The sequence below is a fragment of the Acinetobacter terrae genome (assembly GCF_013004375.1).
GTDB classification, from domain to species: Bacteria; Pseudomonadota; Gammaproteobacteria; order Pseudomonadales; family Moraxellaceae; genus Acinetobacter; species Acinetobacter terrae.
Genome location: NZ_JABERI010000041.1, coordinates 36,542 through 54,105 on the forward strand (window position 1 = coordinate 36,542; position 17,564 = coordinate 54,105).

Annotated in this window: 17 protein-coding genes; 4 read left to right on the top strand and 13 right to left on the bottom strand. The window is 43.2% G+C overall.

From position 1 onward, the window contains the following. The first annotated feature begins 90 nt into the window (after positions 1 to 90). Positions 91 to 1,593 carry a succinate CoA transferase gene (locus HLH14_RS14955; RefSeq protein ID WP_171533368.1) on the top strand — a complete coding sequence of 501 codons (1,503 nt, stop codon included), beginning with the start codon at positions 91 to 93 and terminating at the stop codon, positions 1,591 to 1,593. Positions 1,594 to 1,790: 197 nt separating this feature from the next. Then, positions 1,791 to 2,129: a hypothetical protein gene (locus tag HLH14_RS14960; protein WP_171533369.1), complete on the top strand. Its 339-nt coding sequence runs from the start codon at positions 1,791 to 1,793 to the stop codon at positions 2,127 to 2,129. A gap of 509 nt (positions 2,130 to 2,638) precedes the next feature. Here the strand turns inward: HLH14_RS14960 and HLH14_RS14965 are convergent. The 13 genes from HLH14_RS14965 to HLH14_RS15025 all read right to left on the bottom strand — a co-directional run bounded on the left by HLH14_RS14965 (position 2,639) and on the right by HLH14_RS15025 (position 14,772). Next, positions 2,639 to 3,355, bottom strand: coding sequence for an SIR2 family NAD-dependent protein deacylase (locus HLH14_RS14965; protein ID WP_171533370.1), 717 nt, complete (start codon positions 3,353 to 3,355; stop codon positions 2,639 to 2,641). 152 nt (positions 3,356 to 3,507) lie between these two features. Continuing rightward, positions 3,508 to 4,284: a 3-oxoadipate enol-lactonase gene (gene pcaD / locus HLH14_RS14970; RefSeq protein WP_086193263.1), complete on the bottom strand. Its 777-nt coding sequence runs from the start codon at positions 4,282 to 4,284 to the stop codon at positions 3,508 to 3,510. Between the two features lie 107 nt (positions 4,285 to 4,391). Then, positions 4,392 to 5,597 carry a 3-oxoadipyl-CoA thiolase gene (gene pcaF, locus HLH14_RS14975; protein ID WP_171533371.1) on the bottom strand — a complete coding sequence of 402 codons (1,206 nt, stop codon included), beginning with the start codon at positions 5,595 to 5,597 and terminating at the stop codon, positions 4,392 to 4,394. Positions 5,598 to 5,768: 171 nt separating this feature from the next. Further along, positions 5,769 to 6,422, bottom strand: a complete 654-nt coding sequence (locus tag HLH14_RS14980) for a 3-oxoacid CoA-transferase subunit B (RefSeq protein ID WP_171533372.1) — start codon at positions 6,420 to 6,422, stop codon at positions 5,769 to 5,771. A 21-nt stretch (positions 6,423 to 6,443) separates the two neighbouring features. Beyond that, a complete protein-coding gene (locus HLH14_RS14985; protein ID WP_171533373.1) occupies positions 6,444 to 7,115 on the bottom strand; it encodes a 3-oxoacid CoA-transferase subunit A in 672 nt (223 codons plus the stop codon). Between the two features lie 27 nt (positions 7,116 to 7,142). After that, entirely contained in the window at positions 7,143 to 8,363 is a 1,221-nt protein-coding gene (benE, locus tag HLH14_RS14990) for a benzoate/H(+) symporter BenE (RefSeq protein WP_171533374.1), read from the bottom strand. Positions 8,364 to 8,423: 60 nt separating this feature from the next. After that, entirely contained in the window at positions 8,424 to 9,209 is a 786-nt protein-coding gene (benD, locus tag HLH14_RS14995) for a benzoate diol dehydrogenase BenD (RefSeq protein ID WP_171533375.1), read from the bottom strand. Between the two features lie 16 nt (positions 9,210 to 9,225). Next, positions 9,226 to 10,242, bottom strand: a complete 1,017-nt coding sequence (gene benC / locus HLH14_RS15000) for a benzoate 1,2-dioxygenase electron transfer component BenC (RefSeq protein ID WP_171533376.1) — start codon at positions 10,240 to 10,242, stop codon at positions 9,226 to 9,228. 89 nt (positions 10,243 to 10,331) lie between these two features. Then, on the bottom strand, positions 10,332 to 10,823 hold the full coding sequence (gene benB, locus HLH14_RS15005; protein ID WP_086193257.1) for a benzoate 1,2-dioxygenase small subunit: 492 nt from the start codon (positions 10,821 to 10,823) through the stop codon (positions 10,332 to 10,334). Beyond that, a complete protein-coding gene (gene benA / locus HLH14_RS15010) occupies positions 10,820 to 12,205 on the bottom strand; it encodes a benzoate 1,2-dioxygenase large subunit (RefSeq protein ID WP_171533377.1) in 1,386 nt (461 codons plus the stop codon). Before benA ends, benB begins: the two co-directional genes overlap by 4 nt. An 81-nt stretch (positions 12,206 to 12,286) precedes the next feature. After that, positions 12,287 to 13,207, bottom strand: a complete 921-nt coding sequence (gene catA, locus HLH14_RS15015) for a catechol 1,2-dioxygenase (protein WP_067722606.1) — start codon at positions 13,205 to 13,207, stop codon at positions 12,287 to 12,289. Positions 13,208 to 13,356: 149 nt separating this feature from the next. Beyond that, on the bottom strand, positions 13,357 to 13,647 hold the full coding sequence (gene catC, locus HLH14_RS15020; protein WP_086193254.1) for a muconolactone Delta-isomerase: 291 nt from the start codon (positions 13,645 to 13,647) through the stop codon (positions 13,357 to 13,359). A 15-nt stretch (positions 13,648 to 13,662) separates the two neighbouring features. Continuing rightward, the gene (locus HLH14_RS15025) at positions 13,663 to 14,772 is read right to left on the bottom strand and encodes a muconate/chloromuconate family cycloisomerase (protein WP_171533378.1); all 1,110 of its coding nucleotides are present in this window, start codon (positions 14,770 to 14,772) and stop codon (positions 13,663 to 13,665) included. Between the two features lie 115 nt (positions 14,773 to 14,887). Between HLH14_RS15025 and HLH14_RS15030 the strand changes: the two genes are divergently transcribed. Then, entirely contained in the window at positions 14,888 to 15,802 is a 915-nt protein-coding gene (locus HLH14_RS15030; RefSeq protein WP_067722600.1) for a LysR family transcriptional regulator, read from the top strand. Between the two features lie 324 nt (positions 15,803 to 16,126). After that, the gene (locus HLH14_RS15035; RefSeq protein WP_171533379.1) at positions 16,127 to 17,500 is read left to right on the top strand and encodes an MFS transporter; all 1,374 of its coding nucleotides are present in this window, start codon (positions 16,127 to 16,129) and stop codon (positions 17,498 to 17,500) included. The last annotated feature ends 64 nt before the right edge of the window (positions 17,501 to 17,564 follow it).

A 17,564-nucleotide genomic window follows, 5' to 3' on the forward strand; every position in this document is an offset into this window, starting at 1 on the left:
ACAATAAATACATGAATAAGCACAACAAACGCCATGATTCTAGTGCGCTAGGATGATGGCAAAAATTATGTTTATGTTGAGATTTTTTAAATGAAAAACGGTTTAGAACGCATTCGCTTAGTCTCCCTTCGCGACAAAATAATGTCTGCTCAACAAGCGATTGAATTGATTCAAGACGGTGCTGTAGTAGGTTTAAGTGGTTTTGGTGGTGCGGGTGAAGCCAAAACTGTCCCTTTGGCTTTGGCGGATTTCGCTCAACAACATCCTTTAAAAATCACCCTGGCCACCGGTGCTAGTTTGGGTAATAGAATTGATGGCCGCTTGAATGAAGCGCATGCCATTCAACGCCGTTATCCCTATCAGGCCGATCCCAGCTTGCGTAAATCTATTAACGCCGGTGAAGTGATGTATATCGATCAGCATCTGTCTGAAATGGCTGATAACATTCGTCATCATAATTTACCGCGTATTAATGTGGCTGTCATTGCAGCAACTGCCATTACAGAAGATGGTCAGATTATTCCAACAGGTTCATGCGGTAACTCGGCTAATTTTATTGAAATGGCTGATCATGTCATTATTGAAATTGATAATACAATCAATCCTGTGCTTGAAGGCGTGCATGATATTTATGTGCCCAAAGCCCGTCCAAATCGTGCGCCGATTCCCTTGATTCACGCCGGCGATCGTATTGGTACGATTGGAATTCAGGTGAGTCCTGAAAAGATTTCCGCGATTGTACTGAATGATATTCCAGATACATCCTTCAATATGGATGAACCAGATAGCGATACCTTGTCGATTGCCAAACACCTGATTCAATTCTTTGAGAATGAAGTGGCAGCAGGGCGCTTGCCGACAAATCTGGGTCCGTTACAGTCAGGTGTGGGTTCAATTGCCAATGCCGTTTTTTCGGGCTTTGAACATTCAAACTTCCATCATTTGGAAATGTACTCGGAAGTCTTGCAGGACTGTACTTTCGACTTGATTGATTCTGGCAAAATGACTTTTGCTTCAGGCTGTTCAATGACCCTGTCTGACGCTTGTGCCAAGCGTGTCATGAGCAACTTTGAACAATACAAAGACAAGATTGTGCTACGGCCGCAAGAAATTTCCAATAATCCTGAAATCATCCGTCGTTTAGGGATTATTGCGATTAACACGGCACTTGAGTTTGATATCTACGGTAACGTAAATTCGACCCATGTCACCGGTACCAAAATGATGAATGGTATTGGCGGTTCAGGTGACTTTACCCGTCATGCACATCTGGCAATTTTTGTGACCAAGTCGATTGCCAAAGGCGGCGCAATTTCCTCAGTTGTTCCAATGGTCAGTCATACGGATCATACCGAACATGACATTGATATTTTAGTTACGGAGCAGGGTCTGGCAGATTTACGTGGTTTAGCACCGCGTGAACGTGCCCGCAAGATTATTGACTGCTGTGCGCATCCAAGTTACCACGATGCGTTAAACGACTATTTTGACCGTGCTTGTGCAAAGGGCGGACACACGCCGCATATTTTGCAAGAAGCTTTGTCTTGGCATGCAAAATTTGAAGAAACAGGTAGCATGCAAAAAACTGCATAAGATCACGTCTAGCTAGAAAATGAGAGAACCCATCATGAGATGGGTTTTTTTATGAATGAAATGTGGATATAAATTTCAAAAAATGACGAAAGCAAAACAGATGCAGTACTGCTGAAACCGTTTGCCAACAAGAACCTGCTTAACCGAAAGGGCGTTCTTTTTATAATGACCGCTTTGCAATACTCAAGGTCAAAATTTTGAAATATATTCAATATTTTTCAGGAATCACGTTATTACTTCTGTTAACTGCTTGTGCTAAAGCACCGGATTATCAAGGTACTTGGAAAAATACCTTAGAAAACCCAAAACTTGAAAATTCACTCGTGATTGCCAAAAATGGTGACAATTATTTCATTACCAATACGTTAAAAGACAAAGCAACCGGTAAAACTGAAAAGAAAAATCCTGTTCCTGCCTCAGTCAGCAAGAATGGTTTACTTGAGGTGAATGCAGGTGCCGGTGTGGTTGATTTTGCGATTGACGAGAAAACCGGAAATCTGGTGGGTTCAGGCTCAATTTATAAAAAAGCAAAATAATTGAATGATTGTATCCGATGCCGTGGCTTAGTTTAGTTACGGCATCTTTTTTATCTCATTGATAGAATTTAATAACTCGGCATAATCTTGCACAAAATAATTTGTATAGGTTTTAATTTATTTTAATTCATGTACCGAATATTGATCATAGATAGCCTATATCGATCCTCACATTGTGAACTGCTTCAACACTAATCAATGAATCTTCAATAATGAGGCAATATTCAGCTTGAACCTCAAATTGTTGAAGACTTTTAAATACACTTTTTTAAGTTACGTATCACGCTGTTGTTGAATGAGGTCTAAATCTATTTTTTCTGTAGTGAGTTGTTCAATCAAACTGGCATCCACTTGATTTCCGCTACTGACGGAATCAATTCGGGTTTCAACTAAATCAAAACAAAATATTTTTTCCTTGAAATATGGTCAACTTAGATTTTTTAGTTGAATGAGCTGAATTACATCTCATCTCAATATGGACAGCGCTTTAAGTACAAAATTCTTCCATTTTAGCGATTATTCGAAAATCTTTCTTCAAGTTGGGTAAACAGGGTTTGCATGCCTTGAGTCGCTGTTTCGGGAATTAAATGATATTGCTGTGGTACACGAAGGTGATCGGCTTTAGGGTCGATATAATAAGCTTTACATGTTTCAGGTATTTCATGAATCAGTCCTGCAACTGGGTAAACCACCAAACTGGATCCAATCACGATGAAAATATCGGCATCTTGAACCAGTTGCATGGCTTGTTCATACGCAGGAACTGTTTCGCCAAACCAGACCACATGTGGACGCAGCGGATAGCCTTGCGGACATTTATCTCGTTCCAGGTTTAATTCCCAACCTTGAATCGGATAGAAAGTCTCAGAATACTGGGCACCAGGCGCAGAGCTTTTAGCTAAGCGAATATTGCCATGTAAATGTAAAACATGCCGGTTTCCAGCGCGTTCATGCAAATCATCTATATTTTGGGTAATGACATAACATTCTGCAAAATCTTGAATTTTGGCAATGAGTTGATGAGCTAAATTTGGCTGTGCTTCCAAAACACTTTTGCGTCGTGCATTATAAAAGCGTTGCACCAGTTCCGGATTTTTTTGCCATGCTTCGGGCGTCGCTACATCTTCAATCTTGTGGTTTTCCCAGAGTCCATCATGATCACGAAAAGTATTGATTCCGCTTTCTGCACTCATTCCTGCACCGGAAAAGATCACGATTTTTGGCATTTTTTCTCAGTTTTCTATCTTTAACTTAAATAAACGTATCATAAATTATTCAGGTTTTTATAGGTTTTATAGAGCACTTCAATTTTACTTTTGAGCCGCTATAAAGCAAAAGCCCCCACAAATTTGTGAGGGCTAATTCTGTTATTTTTCTATTAAGCAATAAACTGCTGAACAGCCTGATTGAACTCGTTTGGACATTCAATATTTGAAATATGCGAGGCATTAATTTCAAATAACGCGCTATTTTTAATATGATTTACCATATATTGACCGTCTGAAACTGTGGTCACTGGATCTTTTTGACCTGCAATAACCAGTATCGGTACACGAATTTCTTCTAACTGTTCACGTAAATCTGCTTTTGCTAAAGCTTCACAGCAACTTGCGTAACCTTCGGCGCTGCCAGCTGCCAAGCTGTTTTGCAACTTTTCAATTTCTGCTGCATTGCTTTGAATAAATTTATCTGTAAACCAGCGCCCGGCTGCAGTTGAAGCGATCGGCTGTAAACCTTGCTCACGCACCAGTGCTGCGCGCTCATTCCACGCTTGTTCTTGACCAATTTTCGCTGCAGTATTGCAGACAACGATTTGGTTAAAACGTTTGGCCTTGTGAACGGCAAGCCATTGACCGGTTAAGCCACCCATTGAAATACCACAAAAAACAGCTTTTTCAATATTCAGATGGTCAAGCAAGTTCACTACATCTTGACCCAATTGCTCAAGCGTATAGGGACCTTGTGGAGCTGATGATGCACCATGACCGCGTGTGTCATAACAAATCACAAAAAAATCATCTTTAAAATGATCAATTTGAGGTTGCCACATTGCATAATTTGTCCCAAGCGAATTTGAAAAAATGATCGCAGGTTTAGTCACATTACCAAAGGTTTGGTAATTGATTTGAGCACCATTAGAGCTAAAAGTTGGCATAGATATTCCTTGTATTACTTATCCTTCCTCAATCCTTACTGTACAAAATTTAAATATTGCTATAAAAAAAAGCACAGCAAGGAAGGGTTTTTGAAGGATTCTATTTTTTAAACGCGTTCAATAATCAAAGCGATACCTTGACCGACACCAATACACATTGAACAAAGGCCATACTTGCCACCCGTTTGTTCCAGCTGATTTAAAGCAGTCGTCACCAGACGTGCACCCGATGCACCGAGGGGATGACCCAGAGCAATCGCGCCACCATTCGGGTTGACTTTGGTTGAACCATCTTCTAAACCTAGGTCACGGGTTACTGCCAAGGCTTGAGCAGAAAAGGCTTCATTCAGCTCGATGACATCCATCTGCTCTAAAGTCAAACCGGTTTGTTTCAACAGCTTTTTAATCGCAGGTGCAGGACCAAAGCCCATGATGCGAGGTTCAACGCCCACCACCGTTGCGCCAATAATTTTGGCCCGTGGTTTTAAGCCATACTGTGCTACAGCATCATCCGAAGCAATCAGCAGGGCTGCTGCACCATCGTTAATCCCGGATGCATTACCAGCCGTCACTGTACCCTCTGCTTTTACCACCGGTTTCAGCTTGGTGAGGGCTTCAAGGGTGGTCGAAGCACGCGGATGTTCATCGGTATCCACGACAACAGGATCGCCTTTACGCTGCGGAATTACCACAGGCACGATTTCGTTGGCAAAGAAACCTTTTGCTTGTGCTGCTGCTGTGCGCTGCTGACTTGAGAAAGCGAACTGGTCTTGGTCTGCACGGTTAATGTTGAACTGTTCCGCCACATTTTCAGCGGTTTGCGGCATGGTTTCGACACCATACATTTCTTTCAGTTTTGGATTGATAAAACGCCAGCCCATGGTGGTGTCTTCAAGCTTTTGACTACGACCAAATGCAGTTTCCGATTTACCCATCACCAAGGGCGCACGGCTCATGGATTCCACACCACCGGCAATAATCAGATTGGCTTCACCAGCTTTAATGGCACGTGCAGCGATTGCTACCGCATCCAGCGATGAACCACATAAACGGTTGACCGTCGTTGCAGGCACTTGATAAGGCAGACCTGCAAGCAGAGATGACATACGACCGACGTTACGGTTATCTTCACCGGCTTGGTTGGCACAGCCATAAATCACATCATCAACCTGTTCCCAGTTCACACTTGGGTTACGTTCAATAAGAGCTTTAATCGGCAAAGCACCGAGGTCATCGGCACGAACGGGTGCCAGACCACCGGCATAACGGCCGAATGGGGTACGGATGGCATCTACGATATAGGCGTTTTTCATTGTGTAATCCTTTTACCTCCCTTAATCCCTCCTGAAAGGAGGGAGACTTACCCGGCTTCAAAATGATTTGAGCTTGGGTATAAAGTCTCCCTTTCTTGCGCATCGACTTAAAGCAATGCTTAAGTCTGGCTCAGGGGGATTAGGGGGATTTAAAATTTTCTTTAAAGTGTATTAGCCTTGAGTTGCATCAATCAGTTTGGCACCGGTCAATGACTGCAATTCTTCAAATGACAGACCTTCAACTTTCTCAATCACTTTCATACCTTCGCTTGTCACATCAATCACACACAGGTCTGTATAGATACGGTCGACACATTTCAAACCAGTCGCAGGGTAAGACAACTCAGCGACGATTTTTGGCTCGCCTTTTTTAGTCACGTGGTCTGTAGTGATAAAGACTTTTTTTGCACCAACAGCCAAGTCCATCGCACCGCCAACAGCAGGAATCGCATCCGGTGCACCGGTATGCCAGTTGGCCAGGTCACCATTTTCAGCGACCTGGAATGCACCTAGCACAGCAATATCCAAATGACCGCCACGCATCATGGCAAAGGAATCACCATGATGGAAGAATGAACCGCCTTCAAGCAAGGTAACAAATTCTTTACCGGCATTAATCAGCTCTGGATCACGGTCTTCTTCAGCAGGAGGAGGACCAAAAGCCAGCAAGCCATTTTCAGAATGTAAAAACACGTCTTTGTCTGAAGGCAGGTAGCTGGAAATCTTGGTCGGCAAGCCAATCCCGAGATTGACATAGGCGCCATCTGGAATGTCCTGTGCCACACGTTCAGCAATCTGGTCACGGCTTAATTTGGTATAACTCATCTTTTAATACTCCAATGCCAATTACTGTGCAGGTTTTACTGCAACCACGTGTTGAACAAAAATCCCCGGGGTGATGATGTGCTCTGGATCAAGTGCACCCAGTTCAACCACTTCAGAAACCTGGGCAATGGTGACATCGGCTGCCATGGCCATAATCGGGCCAAAGTTACGTGCCGATTTACGGTAAACCAGATTGCCCCAGCGGTCGCCTTTATGCGCTTTGATTAAAGCAAAATCTGCTTTGATCGGATTTTCCAGCACATAGTCTTTGCCTTCATAGTTCATGGTCGGTTTGCCTTCCGCCAGCAAGGTACCAAAACCGGTTGGGGTATAGATCGGACCTAAGCCCATACCTGCAGCCTGAATACGGCAGGCCAGGTTGCCTTGCGGTACCAGTTCCAGTTCGATCTTGCCGGCACGATAGATTTCATCGAATACATAGGAATCTGACTGACGAGGGAAAGAGCAGATGATTTTGCGTACCGCACCGGTTTTTAACAGTTTAGCCAAACCGTAATCACCATTACCGGCATTGTTGTTGACGATGATCAGGTCTTTAACACCCAGTTCAATCAAGCCATCAATCAGTTCAGCCGGTTGTCCAGCCGTACCGAAACCACCAATCATGATGGTTGCACCATCTTTAATTTGCGAAAGTGCTTCAGTCAGTGAAGCGGAGCTTTTATCAATCATAATGTTTCCTAGACAATCATTTGCCCATTAACTTTTAGAGCTTTGAGTTGAAGGGAGAGCAGTGCTATTCGGTTCACGTTTATTTAAAACTAAATGTGCAATGATACCGATACAAATACCCCAAAATACGGAACTGAGCCCTAAAAAATGCATGCCAGAGGCAGTGGCTAAAAAAGTGATGAGGGCTGCATCTCGATGAGATTCATTTTTCATCGCGACAGAAATATTGGTTGCAATCGCACCCAGTAAAGCCAGACCTGCTAATGCAGCGACCAACTCTTTAGGCAATAAGCTGAACAACATGACAATACTGCCGGCAAATAAACCGCCTAAAATGTAAAAAATACCGTTGGCGATTCCGGCGATATAACGTTTGTCTTTCAGTTCATGTGCATCTTTACCCATACATAAAGCAGCAGTGATAGAGGCCAGAACGATGGTAATTCCACCGACACAAGCGACTGCCAAGGATGCAATACTGGTTACCGTGATAATCGGTTTAGCCGGCGTGTCATAACCACTGAGTTTCATGATGGCCATACCCGGTAAAAACTGACCGGAAAGACTGACCAGAATCAGGGGAATGGCCAAATTCAGGGTTGAATTCCAGGTCCATTCAGGGGCGATAAATTGCGGAATGGCGAGGGTGAAATTGACATCCACCGGATTCATCTTGCCTAAAACCAGACTCAGAACTACACCTGAAACGAGCACCCAAACCATGGCATAGCGTGGCACTAAACGTTTTGCAACGAGAAACACCATCAGCATGCCAAAAACAATCATCGGCATGGTATCCGTTGCAGTAAAAAGCCCCAGACCAAACTGAAAAAGGATTCCGGCCATCATGCCAGCTGCGACATCTTGGGGAATCCATTTCAATAATTTGTCGAAATAACCGGTAATTCCAATCAAAAAAATCACCACAGCAGAAGTGATGTATGCGGCGATGGCTTCATTCAATGAAATATTGGGGAACAGGGTCACCAATAATGCCGTTCCCGGTGCAGACCATGCGGTAATCACCGGAACTTTGTATTTAATCGAAAGAAAAATACCGGCAACAGCTGCACCAATTGAAATTCCCCAAATCCACGAAATCATCATGGCACTGGATACTTGCGCTTTTTGGGCGGCTTGGAAAAAAATGATCAGTGGACCTGAATAGGAGATCAGCACGGCCAAAAATCCTGCGACCGTGGCTGAAATGGACCAATCATCTTTTAATGTTTTTAACAGGGTCGTCATTGCGCTATTGCCTCCATGCGTAGAATTCAATGATCCTGTTGAATTTTGATGAGATCAGGTTTAACCCTGATCGCCACCACCTACAGGAACCACAGTTCCTGTCATATATGAAGATTCATCTGAAGCCAGGAATACAATGGCATTCACCTGTTCTTGAATGGTGCCGTAGCGTCCCAAAAAAGTACGGTCAATGGTTTGATCCACTACTTGCTGCATCCATTCTTTTTCTGACTCGGTCAGAGGATTGGTATTGCGTGGCACTTTACGTGGTGGCGCTTCGGTTCCACCAGTTGCTACCGCATTGACACGGATACCATCTTTGGCATGTTCAAATGCGAGGGCAGCCGTTAAACCATTTACACCACCTTTAGAAGCAGAGTAAGGCACACGATTGATACCACGTGTTGCAATAGATGAAACGTTAACGATAGTACCTTTTTGATTTTTAATCATTTCAGGTAACACTGCACGGCAGCACCACATCGTTGGGAACAATGAACGATTCACTTCCTTGATAATTTCTTCTTCAGAAAATTCTTCGAAAGGTTTCATCCAGATCGCGCCACCGACATTGTTAATCAGGGCATCGACACGGCCATAGGTCGCTATTGCTTTTTCAACGACCGACTGGGCACCGGCAAAAGTTTCCAGATTGGCTTTGACAGTAATCGCATCGCCACCAGTGGCTTCTATTTCAGCCAGTACCTCTTCCACATAAGGGGAAAGGTCAGCCATCACCACTTGTGCGCCTTCGCTGGCAACTTGCAGCGCCACACCGCGACCAATGCCTTGAGCGGCACCGGTCACAATTACGACTTTATCTTGAAATCTTTGACGATCAGACATTTGATTGATTCCCGAATTAGTTTGCAGAGAATTTTTCAAATAAGAAGCTTGCAGGTTTAACGCCTTCAGCATCTAACCAGCCACGCACGGCTTCTACCATCATGACAGGGCCACACAGATAAATATCGACATCGCCTGCATTTAACCAGTCATTTTCAATATGACCTGTCACATAACCTTTACGCTCATGTGCAGATTCCGGATTTGCCACCACAGTACGATATTCAAACCAAGGAAATTTCGCTTGAAGTTCATTCAGTTTTTCAATGGCCACCAAGTCAAAGTCATTGGTTACACCAAAAACTAAACGTACCGGATGTTCTGAACCTTTTTCTTCAAGCACTTGCAACATTGACATAAATGGTGCAATACCCGTACCACCTGCCAGCATTAATACAGGACGGGTAACTGGACGTAAGTAAAAACTACCAAATGGACCGGCGAAGGTCATTTTGTCGCCCGCTTTGGCATTGGCACTTAAGAACTCACTCATTTTGCCGTTCGGTACGTTACGTACCACAAAACTGGTTAAACGGTTGCCCGGTTTAGAGCTGAAAGAATAAGAACGGGTTTCAGTGGTTCCTGGAATACCGACATTGACATATTGACCTGCCAAGAAGTGAATATCAGGTTGACCTTCGTCTAACTGGATGTCAAATGTAATGGTCGAGTCAGATAAATTTTCTACACGCGCCAAAGTACCTTGGAATTCATGAATTTCAGTTTTACAAACTTCTGATGAAGCTTGAATCTGGAATACTGCGTCTGAAGTCGGTTTACACTGACAAGCTAGGATGTAGCCTTCAGCTGCTTCTTCAGGGGTTAATGCATCTTCAATATAAGTTTCTTCAGGCATGTCATATGAACCTGATTCACAAAACGCACGGCACGTTCCACATGCACCGTCACGGCAGTCCAAAGGAATATTGATCTTTTGACGGTAAGCTGCGTCTGACAGGGTTTCTCCGTCTGAAACAGAAATAAAACGTGTAACGCCATCTTCAAATTGAAGTGCAACATTGTGGTTTGACATGGCTGAATATCCTATATAAATCTTTAAATCTGGACCTTTCAGCCAATTTTCCATCTGGCTGAAAGGTTTTACCGTCTGTTTGGGCAGTTTTAGAGGTGATACACATCAATCACTTGATTGATGTAATCATTTTTGAGAACCACGTATTTGTTCAAGATTTTGAACTGCTCGCTTGAGCAATCAATCACATAACGTGACATACCGAAGTAGCTGTAATTGGTTTTATAACGGAAACTCAAAGTATTCCAGTTAAAACGCACAGTGACTTGATCACCGTTTTGCTCAACAATTTCAATATTGCAAATGTTGTGACTGGTACGGGTATCCGGCATGGTTGCAGAAGAACGTTCAGTTTTGATACGGAACACGCGGTCTTCTAAACCTTGACGGTCAGGGTAATAAATCAAAGAGATTTCAGACTGAGGATCTGTAGTCAGTTTGTCATCATCATCCCAAGATGGCATCCAGAATTCTGCTGATGGGGCATAGCACTGTAACCAGTCATCCCATTGTTCATCATCCAGAAAACGAGCTTCTTTGTAGAGGAATTGAGCAATTTTTTCTAAAGTAATCGCGCTCATGCGTTTTCTCCTTCAGTTGCAGCAAGTTCTTTTTCAGAAGTAATCGCGTCTTTCATCAGATGTAACCAGTGTTCATGCTGAGCAAGATACAAACCTTCATCTTCAGTTTTAATTCCTGAAAGTTTTGGTTTTAAACCAATTTCATTGGCTGCATCATCTGGACCTTGAATCCAGTGTTTTGCACCACGGCTCATATCATTCCATTCAAGCGCAATACCGGCATAACCAGCTTGACATGCACGGAATTCTTCCAAGTCATCTGGAGTTGCCATACCTGAAGCATTAAAGAAGTCTTCATACTGACGAATACGGCGTGAACGCGCTTCTTTGTCTTCACCCACAGGGGCGATACAGTAAATGGTCACTTCAGTCTTAGAGGGAGATAACGGGCGCAGTACACGAATTTGTGAACCGAACTGATCCATGAAATATACGTTTGGATAAATACAAAGGTTACGAGAACGCTCGATCATCCATTTCGCCATCGCAGCACCGAATTTCTCGGTATATTCTTCTGCTTTAGGGAAGTTTGGACGGTCTTCAGGGTTCGCCCATTGTGTCCAAAGTAGCATGTGACCATTGTCGAAACCGTAAGAGCCACCGCCTTGTTTACCCCAAGAACCTGCACTCATGGCACGAATGTTGTCACCCGCTTCTTTTTCCTTACGTTGCTGAGTGGTCGCAGCATAATTCCAGTGAACGGCAGAAACGTGGTAACCATCGGCACCATTTTCGGCAGTTAACTTCCAGTTACCTTCATAGGTATAAGTCGAAGCACCACGTAAAACTTCAAGACCTTGATCAGACTGATCAACAATCATGTCCATAATTTTAGTCGCTTCACCAAGGTATTCTTCCAGCGGAGGAACATCCGGGTTTAAGCTGCCAAACAAGAAACCTTTATAGCTTTCAAAACGGGCCACTTTCTTAAGATCGTGAGAACCGTCTTTGTTAAAGCAGTCTGAATAGCCTGCATCAGAAGGATCTTTTACTTTTAACAATTTACCCGAGTTGTTAAATGTCCAACCGTGGAATGGGCAAGTATAGGTCGCTTTATTGCCTTTCTTATTGCGACACAATTGTGCGCCACGGTGTGAACAGGCATTAATCATGGCATTCAATTCACCTGCACGGTTACGTGCAATGATGATTGGTTGACGGCCAATATAAGTGGTATAGAAATCGTTATTATTCGGAATTTGGCTTTCATGTGCCAGGTAAACCCAATTGCCTTCAAAGATATATTTCATCTCTAAATCGAATAAGGCCTGATCTGTGAATACTGAACGATGAAGCTTAAATTCACCTGTTTCATAGTTTTCAACAAGTAATTCATCAATGCGATCGAGATGGCTGGTGTTAATTACAGGAATACGTGGCATGTCCGTTCTCCGACTTTCCAAATTTGGGCAAGTCCCCGAAATGTCATTAAATTGACATCTCGGTTCCTTATTATGAGGTCATTAAGCGCTTGCGCGGCGACGTTCAACTTCAGTAGAAGGTGCACCTTCTTTCTCTTGTTGAAGAACCACGTTGAATTGAATGTGTTTGAAAGGACCTTTCAAGCCACGACGCGCGATTTCAGCTTCATCAGTAACATCAACAGCTTCTGCAACCAAACCTTCACGTGTACCGAATGCGAAGTCATCCCAAAGGTATTTGTCACCTTCGATGTTGAACTGCGTAGTTAATTTACGGAAGCCCGGTGCAGAGATGAAATAGTGCACGTGAGCAGGGCGTTGACCATGACGAGAGATCTGGTTTAATACGCCTTGAAGTGGACCTTCAGGGTTTAAGCCATAACCTACAGGCATGGTGGTAAGCGCAGTGTATTGACCTTTTTCGTCTGCAAAGATTGAGCGACGTAGGTTGAAGTGGCTTTGTGACTTATCAAAGAATGAATAGTTACCGTGGCTGTTGGCATGCCATACTTCAACTTTAGCACCCGGAACGATGTTGCCATCAGTATCAGTTACTGTACCGTCGATGATAAGCGTCGGGATTTTACCTTCTTCAGAACCATCGTCCATACGTGCAAAACCAGTTGATTCAGGTGCACCTGCGACATAAAGTGGACCTTCGATCGTACGTGGCGTACCACCGGCTAAACCTGCTTTTACATCTGCTTCATCAGCACGTAAGTCAAGGAAATGTTCAAGACCTACTGCAGAACCCATCAATGCAAACTCATCTGCTTTTGCAATGTCGATAATAGTTTCAATACCTTTCCAAACTTCTGATTGGCTTAAATCTAAGTCTTCAATCGCTTGGAATAAATCTGTAACTAAACGTACCAGTACTTGTTGTACGCGTGCATTTACTGGACCTTCAGAAGTGTCCACGTTACAAGCTTTAACTACATTTTCAATCGTTTGACGATCCATTTTGTTACTCCTTGGAAGTATGCTTTTGGGTGGCTAGTTTCTCAGTGTTTGCTTTGAGATCACTGGCTGCCACAGTCCTTGTTAATTACCCTTTGAATGTTGCTTTTGCGAAGATGGAGAAGAAGTTCGCCATCTTGCATGTTTGAAACTTAGCGATCGTCTTCATGAATAGAAGAAGGATGACGGTTCAACGGCATAACTTCAATATTCATATACGGATATAGCGGAAGACCTTGTAAAATATTGTGTAGCTCTTCATTGCTCTCGACATCAAAAATACTGATGTTTGAGTACTGACCGGTAATGCGCCAGATATGACGCCATTTACCTTGACGCTGTAAATCATGTGAATACGCTTTTTCAACGGCTTTAATTTCGTTGGCCTGTTCAGCTGGCATATCCAGGGGAATATTTACATCCATGCGTACTTGGAAAAGCATGTCTAACTCCTTCAATTACTGACGACGTAAGTTGTCAATTTTGTCTAAATCGAGTTCGATACCTAAACCAGGTACAGTTGGCAGAACCAACTCATAGTTTTGATATTGAAGCGGTGTTTTTAAAATTTCTTCAGTCAATAGCAGTGGGCCAAATAACTCTGTGCCATAGGCAAGGCTTTCGAAAGTTGAAAACACATGTGCTGAAGCAATCGTTCCGACCGGACCTTCAAGCATGGTGCCGCCATACAGGTCAATACCTGCAAGTTTGGCAATTTTTCCAACTTCACAACCTTCAATCAGACCACCTGACTGGGCAATTTTTACTGCAAATACTGATGCACCGTTGTTACGGGCAATCTGATAAGCACTCTGCGGACCGTATAATGATTCATCCGCCATAATGGCAATATCAAAGCGTCGTGTTAAACGCTGCATTGCATCCAGATTTTCAATCGCACACGGTTGTTCAATCAGGTCGACACCACCATCTTGCAATAACTGAATGCCTTTAACCGCTTCAAGTTCTGACCAGGCACGGTTAACATCGACACGAATCGAGATATCTGAACCGAGGGCTTTTTTAATTGCCAGTACATGCTCGACATCCGCTTCAACAGGGCGCGAACCGATTTTGAGTTTGAATACGTTATGACGTTTCAGCTCAATCATTTTTTTCGCTTCGGCAATGTCTTTCTCGGTATCACCTGAAGCAAGCACCCAAAGCACTGGCACGCTATCACGCAGACGGCCACCGAGGATTTCGCTCAACGGCAAACCTAGGCGTTGTGCCTGAATATCCAGTAGCGCAGTTTGAATAGCGCATTTAGCAAAACGGTTACCGTTAATATTACGTTTAAGCGTTTTAATTATTTGAGCGACATTTAGACCTGAAAGTGATTTTAGTAATGGCGCAAAATATGTTTCAATATTGGTTTTGACGCTTTCCGGACTTTCCTCACCATATCCCAATCCACCAATCGTGGTCGCTTCGCCCCAACCGGTAAAACCATCTTCAGTCGTGACTTTCACCAACACTAATGTTTGGGTTTGCATGGTTGCCACAGCCATCTTGTGCGGACGGATGGTTGGAATTTCAACAAGCAACGTTTCTATGGATTTGTACATCTTTAAGCTTCCCAATCTTGCTTTGTCTATCTCATGTGGTATACCTTAAAAGAATAAATATATACTGTCTAAGATCAAATTTGCATTTTATTATGCTTTAAAGGTATGGTTAATTATGGAACTAAGACATTTACGATACTTTGTTGCCGTGGTTGAAGAGCAAAGTTTCACGAAAGCGGCTGAAAAACTGTTTATTGCTCAGCCCCCTTTAAGCCGTCAGATACAAAACCTTGAAGCAGAGCTGGGTATCCAGCTTTTTGAGCGTGGAAGCCGACCATTACTGACCACTGAAGCGGGTCAGTTCTTTTATCAACACGCTGTTAAACTTTTGTCTAATGCCGAGGAAATTAAGGCCATGACCCAGCGTGTAGGAATGGTCGAAAAAACCGTAACTATGGGTTTTGTCGGTTCGCTGCTTTATGGTTTATTGCCTAAAATTGTCTATCTATTCCGTCAACAACAGCCGCATTTAAAAATTGAGCTCATCGAAATGAGCACCAAAGATCAAATTCAGGCGCTGAAGGAAGGGCGAATTGATGTAGGCTTTGGTCGACTACGAATTTCGGATCCTGCAGTTAGACGGATACTTTTACGCGAAGAGCCTTTAATGGTCGCGGTGCATGCCAGTCATCCACTTGCCATGCAAAAGAAGGGCGTCTATCTGACCGATATTGTGGATGAGAACCTGTTTTTATACCCAAGCCACCCTAAACCTAATTTTTCTACGCAAGTCCGATCGCTTTTTTCGGAATACGGCCTAGATCCAAAAAGTTTAAAAGAGGTACGTGAAATCCAACTGGCTTTGGGACTTGTTGCCGCAGGTGAAGGGATTTGCGTTGTTCCTGAAAGTGCTAGAACCATTCAGTTATCGCATTTGCACTATATTCCTTTACTTGATGATGCTGCTGTCAGTCCTATTTTTCTGGCGATACGCAGCATGGATGAAAGTGAAGATATCCGCTCATTATTTGATTGTATTTATCAGGTTTATGACCTTGAAGCGATTGTTTATGATCGTGCCGTAATTTAACAGAGCAAGGTCTCATCTCCCTACAATTTTTAGCATTGTTATCCCCCAAATCAAACCGTGATTTTTGAAATATGCCTACTGATCAAGTTGTCTATATTTGATCAGTAGGCATATTTTTATCAGAAAAATAAAGCGCAATAGCGAAAATAAAATGTCACAACCGATATCATTCAGTTTTTAGATATCTATAAGGTATTGTTTTCATTTTTAATAACGCGAGTCTAACTTTTAAGGTATGAATATATATGTAATCGGTTTTGGACAAAAAAAACACTTTGCCGCATTGTTGCCACAAATCTAAAGATTCATATGCAGGAGCGCAAAATGAATACCAATAAACTGAACATAAATACTTTAGTGGATGAAGCCAAATTTACTCCTTTTCATTGGGGAGTGCTGATTTGGTGTTTAATGATTATTATTTTCGACGGTTATGATTTAGTCATTTATGGCGTCGTATTACCTATTTTAATGCAGGAGTGGGCACTCAGTTCAGTACAAGCCGGATTGCTGGCCAGTACCGCTCTGTTCGGCATGATGTTTGGTGCCATGAGTTTTGGTACCCTCTCAGACAAGCTGGGTCGCAAAAAAACCATCATGATCTGTATTGCCATTTTTAGCGGTTTTACTTTCATGGGCGCATTTGCAAGCACACCGACTGAATTTGGCATATTACGATTCTTGGCTGGGCTGGGTATTGGCGGAGTAATGCCAAACGTGGTTGCGCTGATGACTGAATATGCACCTAAACGTATTCGCAGCACCTTGGTTGCCATTATGTTTAGTGGCTATGCTATTGGTGGTATGGCTTCAGCACTCTTGGGCGCATGGCTAGTAGCAGACCATGGCTGGAAAATCATGTTCTATATCGCCAGTATTCCTTTGTTTACCTTACCGTTAATTTGGAAATATCTCCCAGAATCCCTGATGTTTTTGACCAAAAAGGGTGAAACAGAAAAGACGCGTGCAATTGTGAAAAAAATTGCACCTGAACAAGAGATTGGTCCAGAAACGACTTTTGTTCTGAATGAACCTACTGTTGGTGATGATGCACCATTACGCGCTTTATTTCAGCAAGGCCGTATGTTCAGTACCTTAATGTTTTGGGCAGCATTCTTTATGTGCTTGCTGATGGTTTATGCATTAGGCAGCTGGTTGCCAAAACTGATGATTCAGGCCGGCTATTCATTGGGTGCAAGTCTCATGTTCCTGTTTGCCCTGAATATTGGCGGCATGATCGGCGCAATTGGTGGCGGTGTTTTAGCGGATCGATTCCATTTAAAACCGGTACTCAGCATTATGTTTACTGTCGGAGCGATTGCCTTAATCTTGCTTGGCTTTAACAGCCCACAAGCGGTGCTATATGTTCTGATTGCGATTGCTGGCGCAGCAACCATCGGCTCACAGATTCTGCTTTATACCTTTGTTGCACAATTTTACCCAACTGCAGTTCGCTCGACAGGTATGGGCTGGGCATCAGGAATTGGACGAATTGGTGCCATTGTTGGGCCTGTCTTAACCGGCACCTTACTCACTTTTGAATTACCCCATCAAATAAACTTTTTGGCCATCGCTATTCCAGGAATTATTGCCGCTCTCGCCATTTATCTGGTCAATTTAAAAGTGTCTGTCGATGGTCAATCCCGTACAGCACATGAGGTTAACCCTACATCAATTACGCGAAAATTAACCCAATAATTTCTTATCATTTTCAATTAAGACAATAGTCTAAGTGAAATAGATTGCCATCGTAGTAGCGAAA

Bases quoted from the DNA above. Each gene is read 5' to 3' on its own strand.
- HLH14_RS14955 (WP_171533368.1), top strand. From the start codon at position 91: ATGAAAAACGGTTTAGAACGCATTCGCTTAGTCTCCCTTCGCGACAAA.
- HLH14_RS14965 (WP_171533370.1), bottom strand. From the start codon at position 3,355: ATGCCAAAAATCGTGATCTTTTCCGGTGCAGGAATGAGTGCAGAAAGC.
- pcaD (WP_086193263.1), bottom strand. From the start codon at position 4,284: ATGCCAACTTTTAGCTCTAATGGTGCTCAAATCAATTACCAAACCTTT.
- pcaF (WP_171533371.1), bottom strand. From the start codon at position 5,597: ATGAAAAACGCCTATATCGTAGATGCCATCCGTACCCCATTCGGCCGT.
- HLH14_RS14980 (WP_171533372.1), bottom strand. From the start codon at position 6,422: ATGAGTTATACCAAATTAAGCCGTGACCAGATTGCTGAACGTGTGGCA.
- HLH14_RS14985 (WP_171533373.1), bottom strand. From the start codon at position 7,115: ATGATTGATAAAAGCTCCGCTTCACTGACTGAAGCACTTTCGCAAATT.
- benE (WP_171533374.1), bottom strand. From the start codon at position 8,363: ATGACGACCCTGTTAAAAACATTAAAAGATGATTGGTCCATTTCAGCC.
- benD (WP_171533375.1), bottom strand. From the start codon at position 9,209: ATGTCTGATCGTCAAAGATTTCAAGATAAAGTCGTAATTGTGACCGGT.
- benC (WP_171533376.1), bottom strand. From the start codon at position 10,242: ATGTCAAACCACAATGTTGCACTTCAATTTGAAGATGGCGTTACACGT.
- benB (WP_086193257.1), bottom strand. From the start codon at position 10,823: ATGAGCGCGATTACTTTAGAAAAAATTGCTCAATTCCTCTACAAAGAA.
- benA (WP_171533377.1), bottom strand. From the start codon at position 12,205: ATGCCACGTATTCCTGTAATTAACACCAGCCATCTCGATCGCATTGAT.
- catA (WP_067722606.1), bottom strand. From the start codon at position 13,207: ATGGATCGTCAAACGATTGAAAATGTAGTTAAAGCTTGTAACGTGGAC.
- catC (WP_086193254.1), bottom strand. From the start codon at position 13,647: ATGCTTTTCCAAGTACGCATGGATGTAAATATTCCCCTGGATATGCCA.
- HLH14_RS15025 (WP_171533378.1), bottom strand. From the start codon at position 14,772: ATGTACAAATCCATAGAAACGTTGCTTGTTGAAATTCCAACCATCCGT.
- HLH14_RS15030 (WP_067722600.1), top strand. From the start codon at position 14,888: ATGGAACTAAGACATTTACGATACTTTGTTGCCGTGGTTGAAGAGCAA.
- HLH14_RS15035 (WP_171533379.1), top strand. From the start codon at position 16,127: ATGAATACCAATAAACTGAACATAAATACTTTAGTGGATGAAGCCAAA.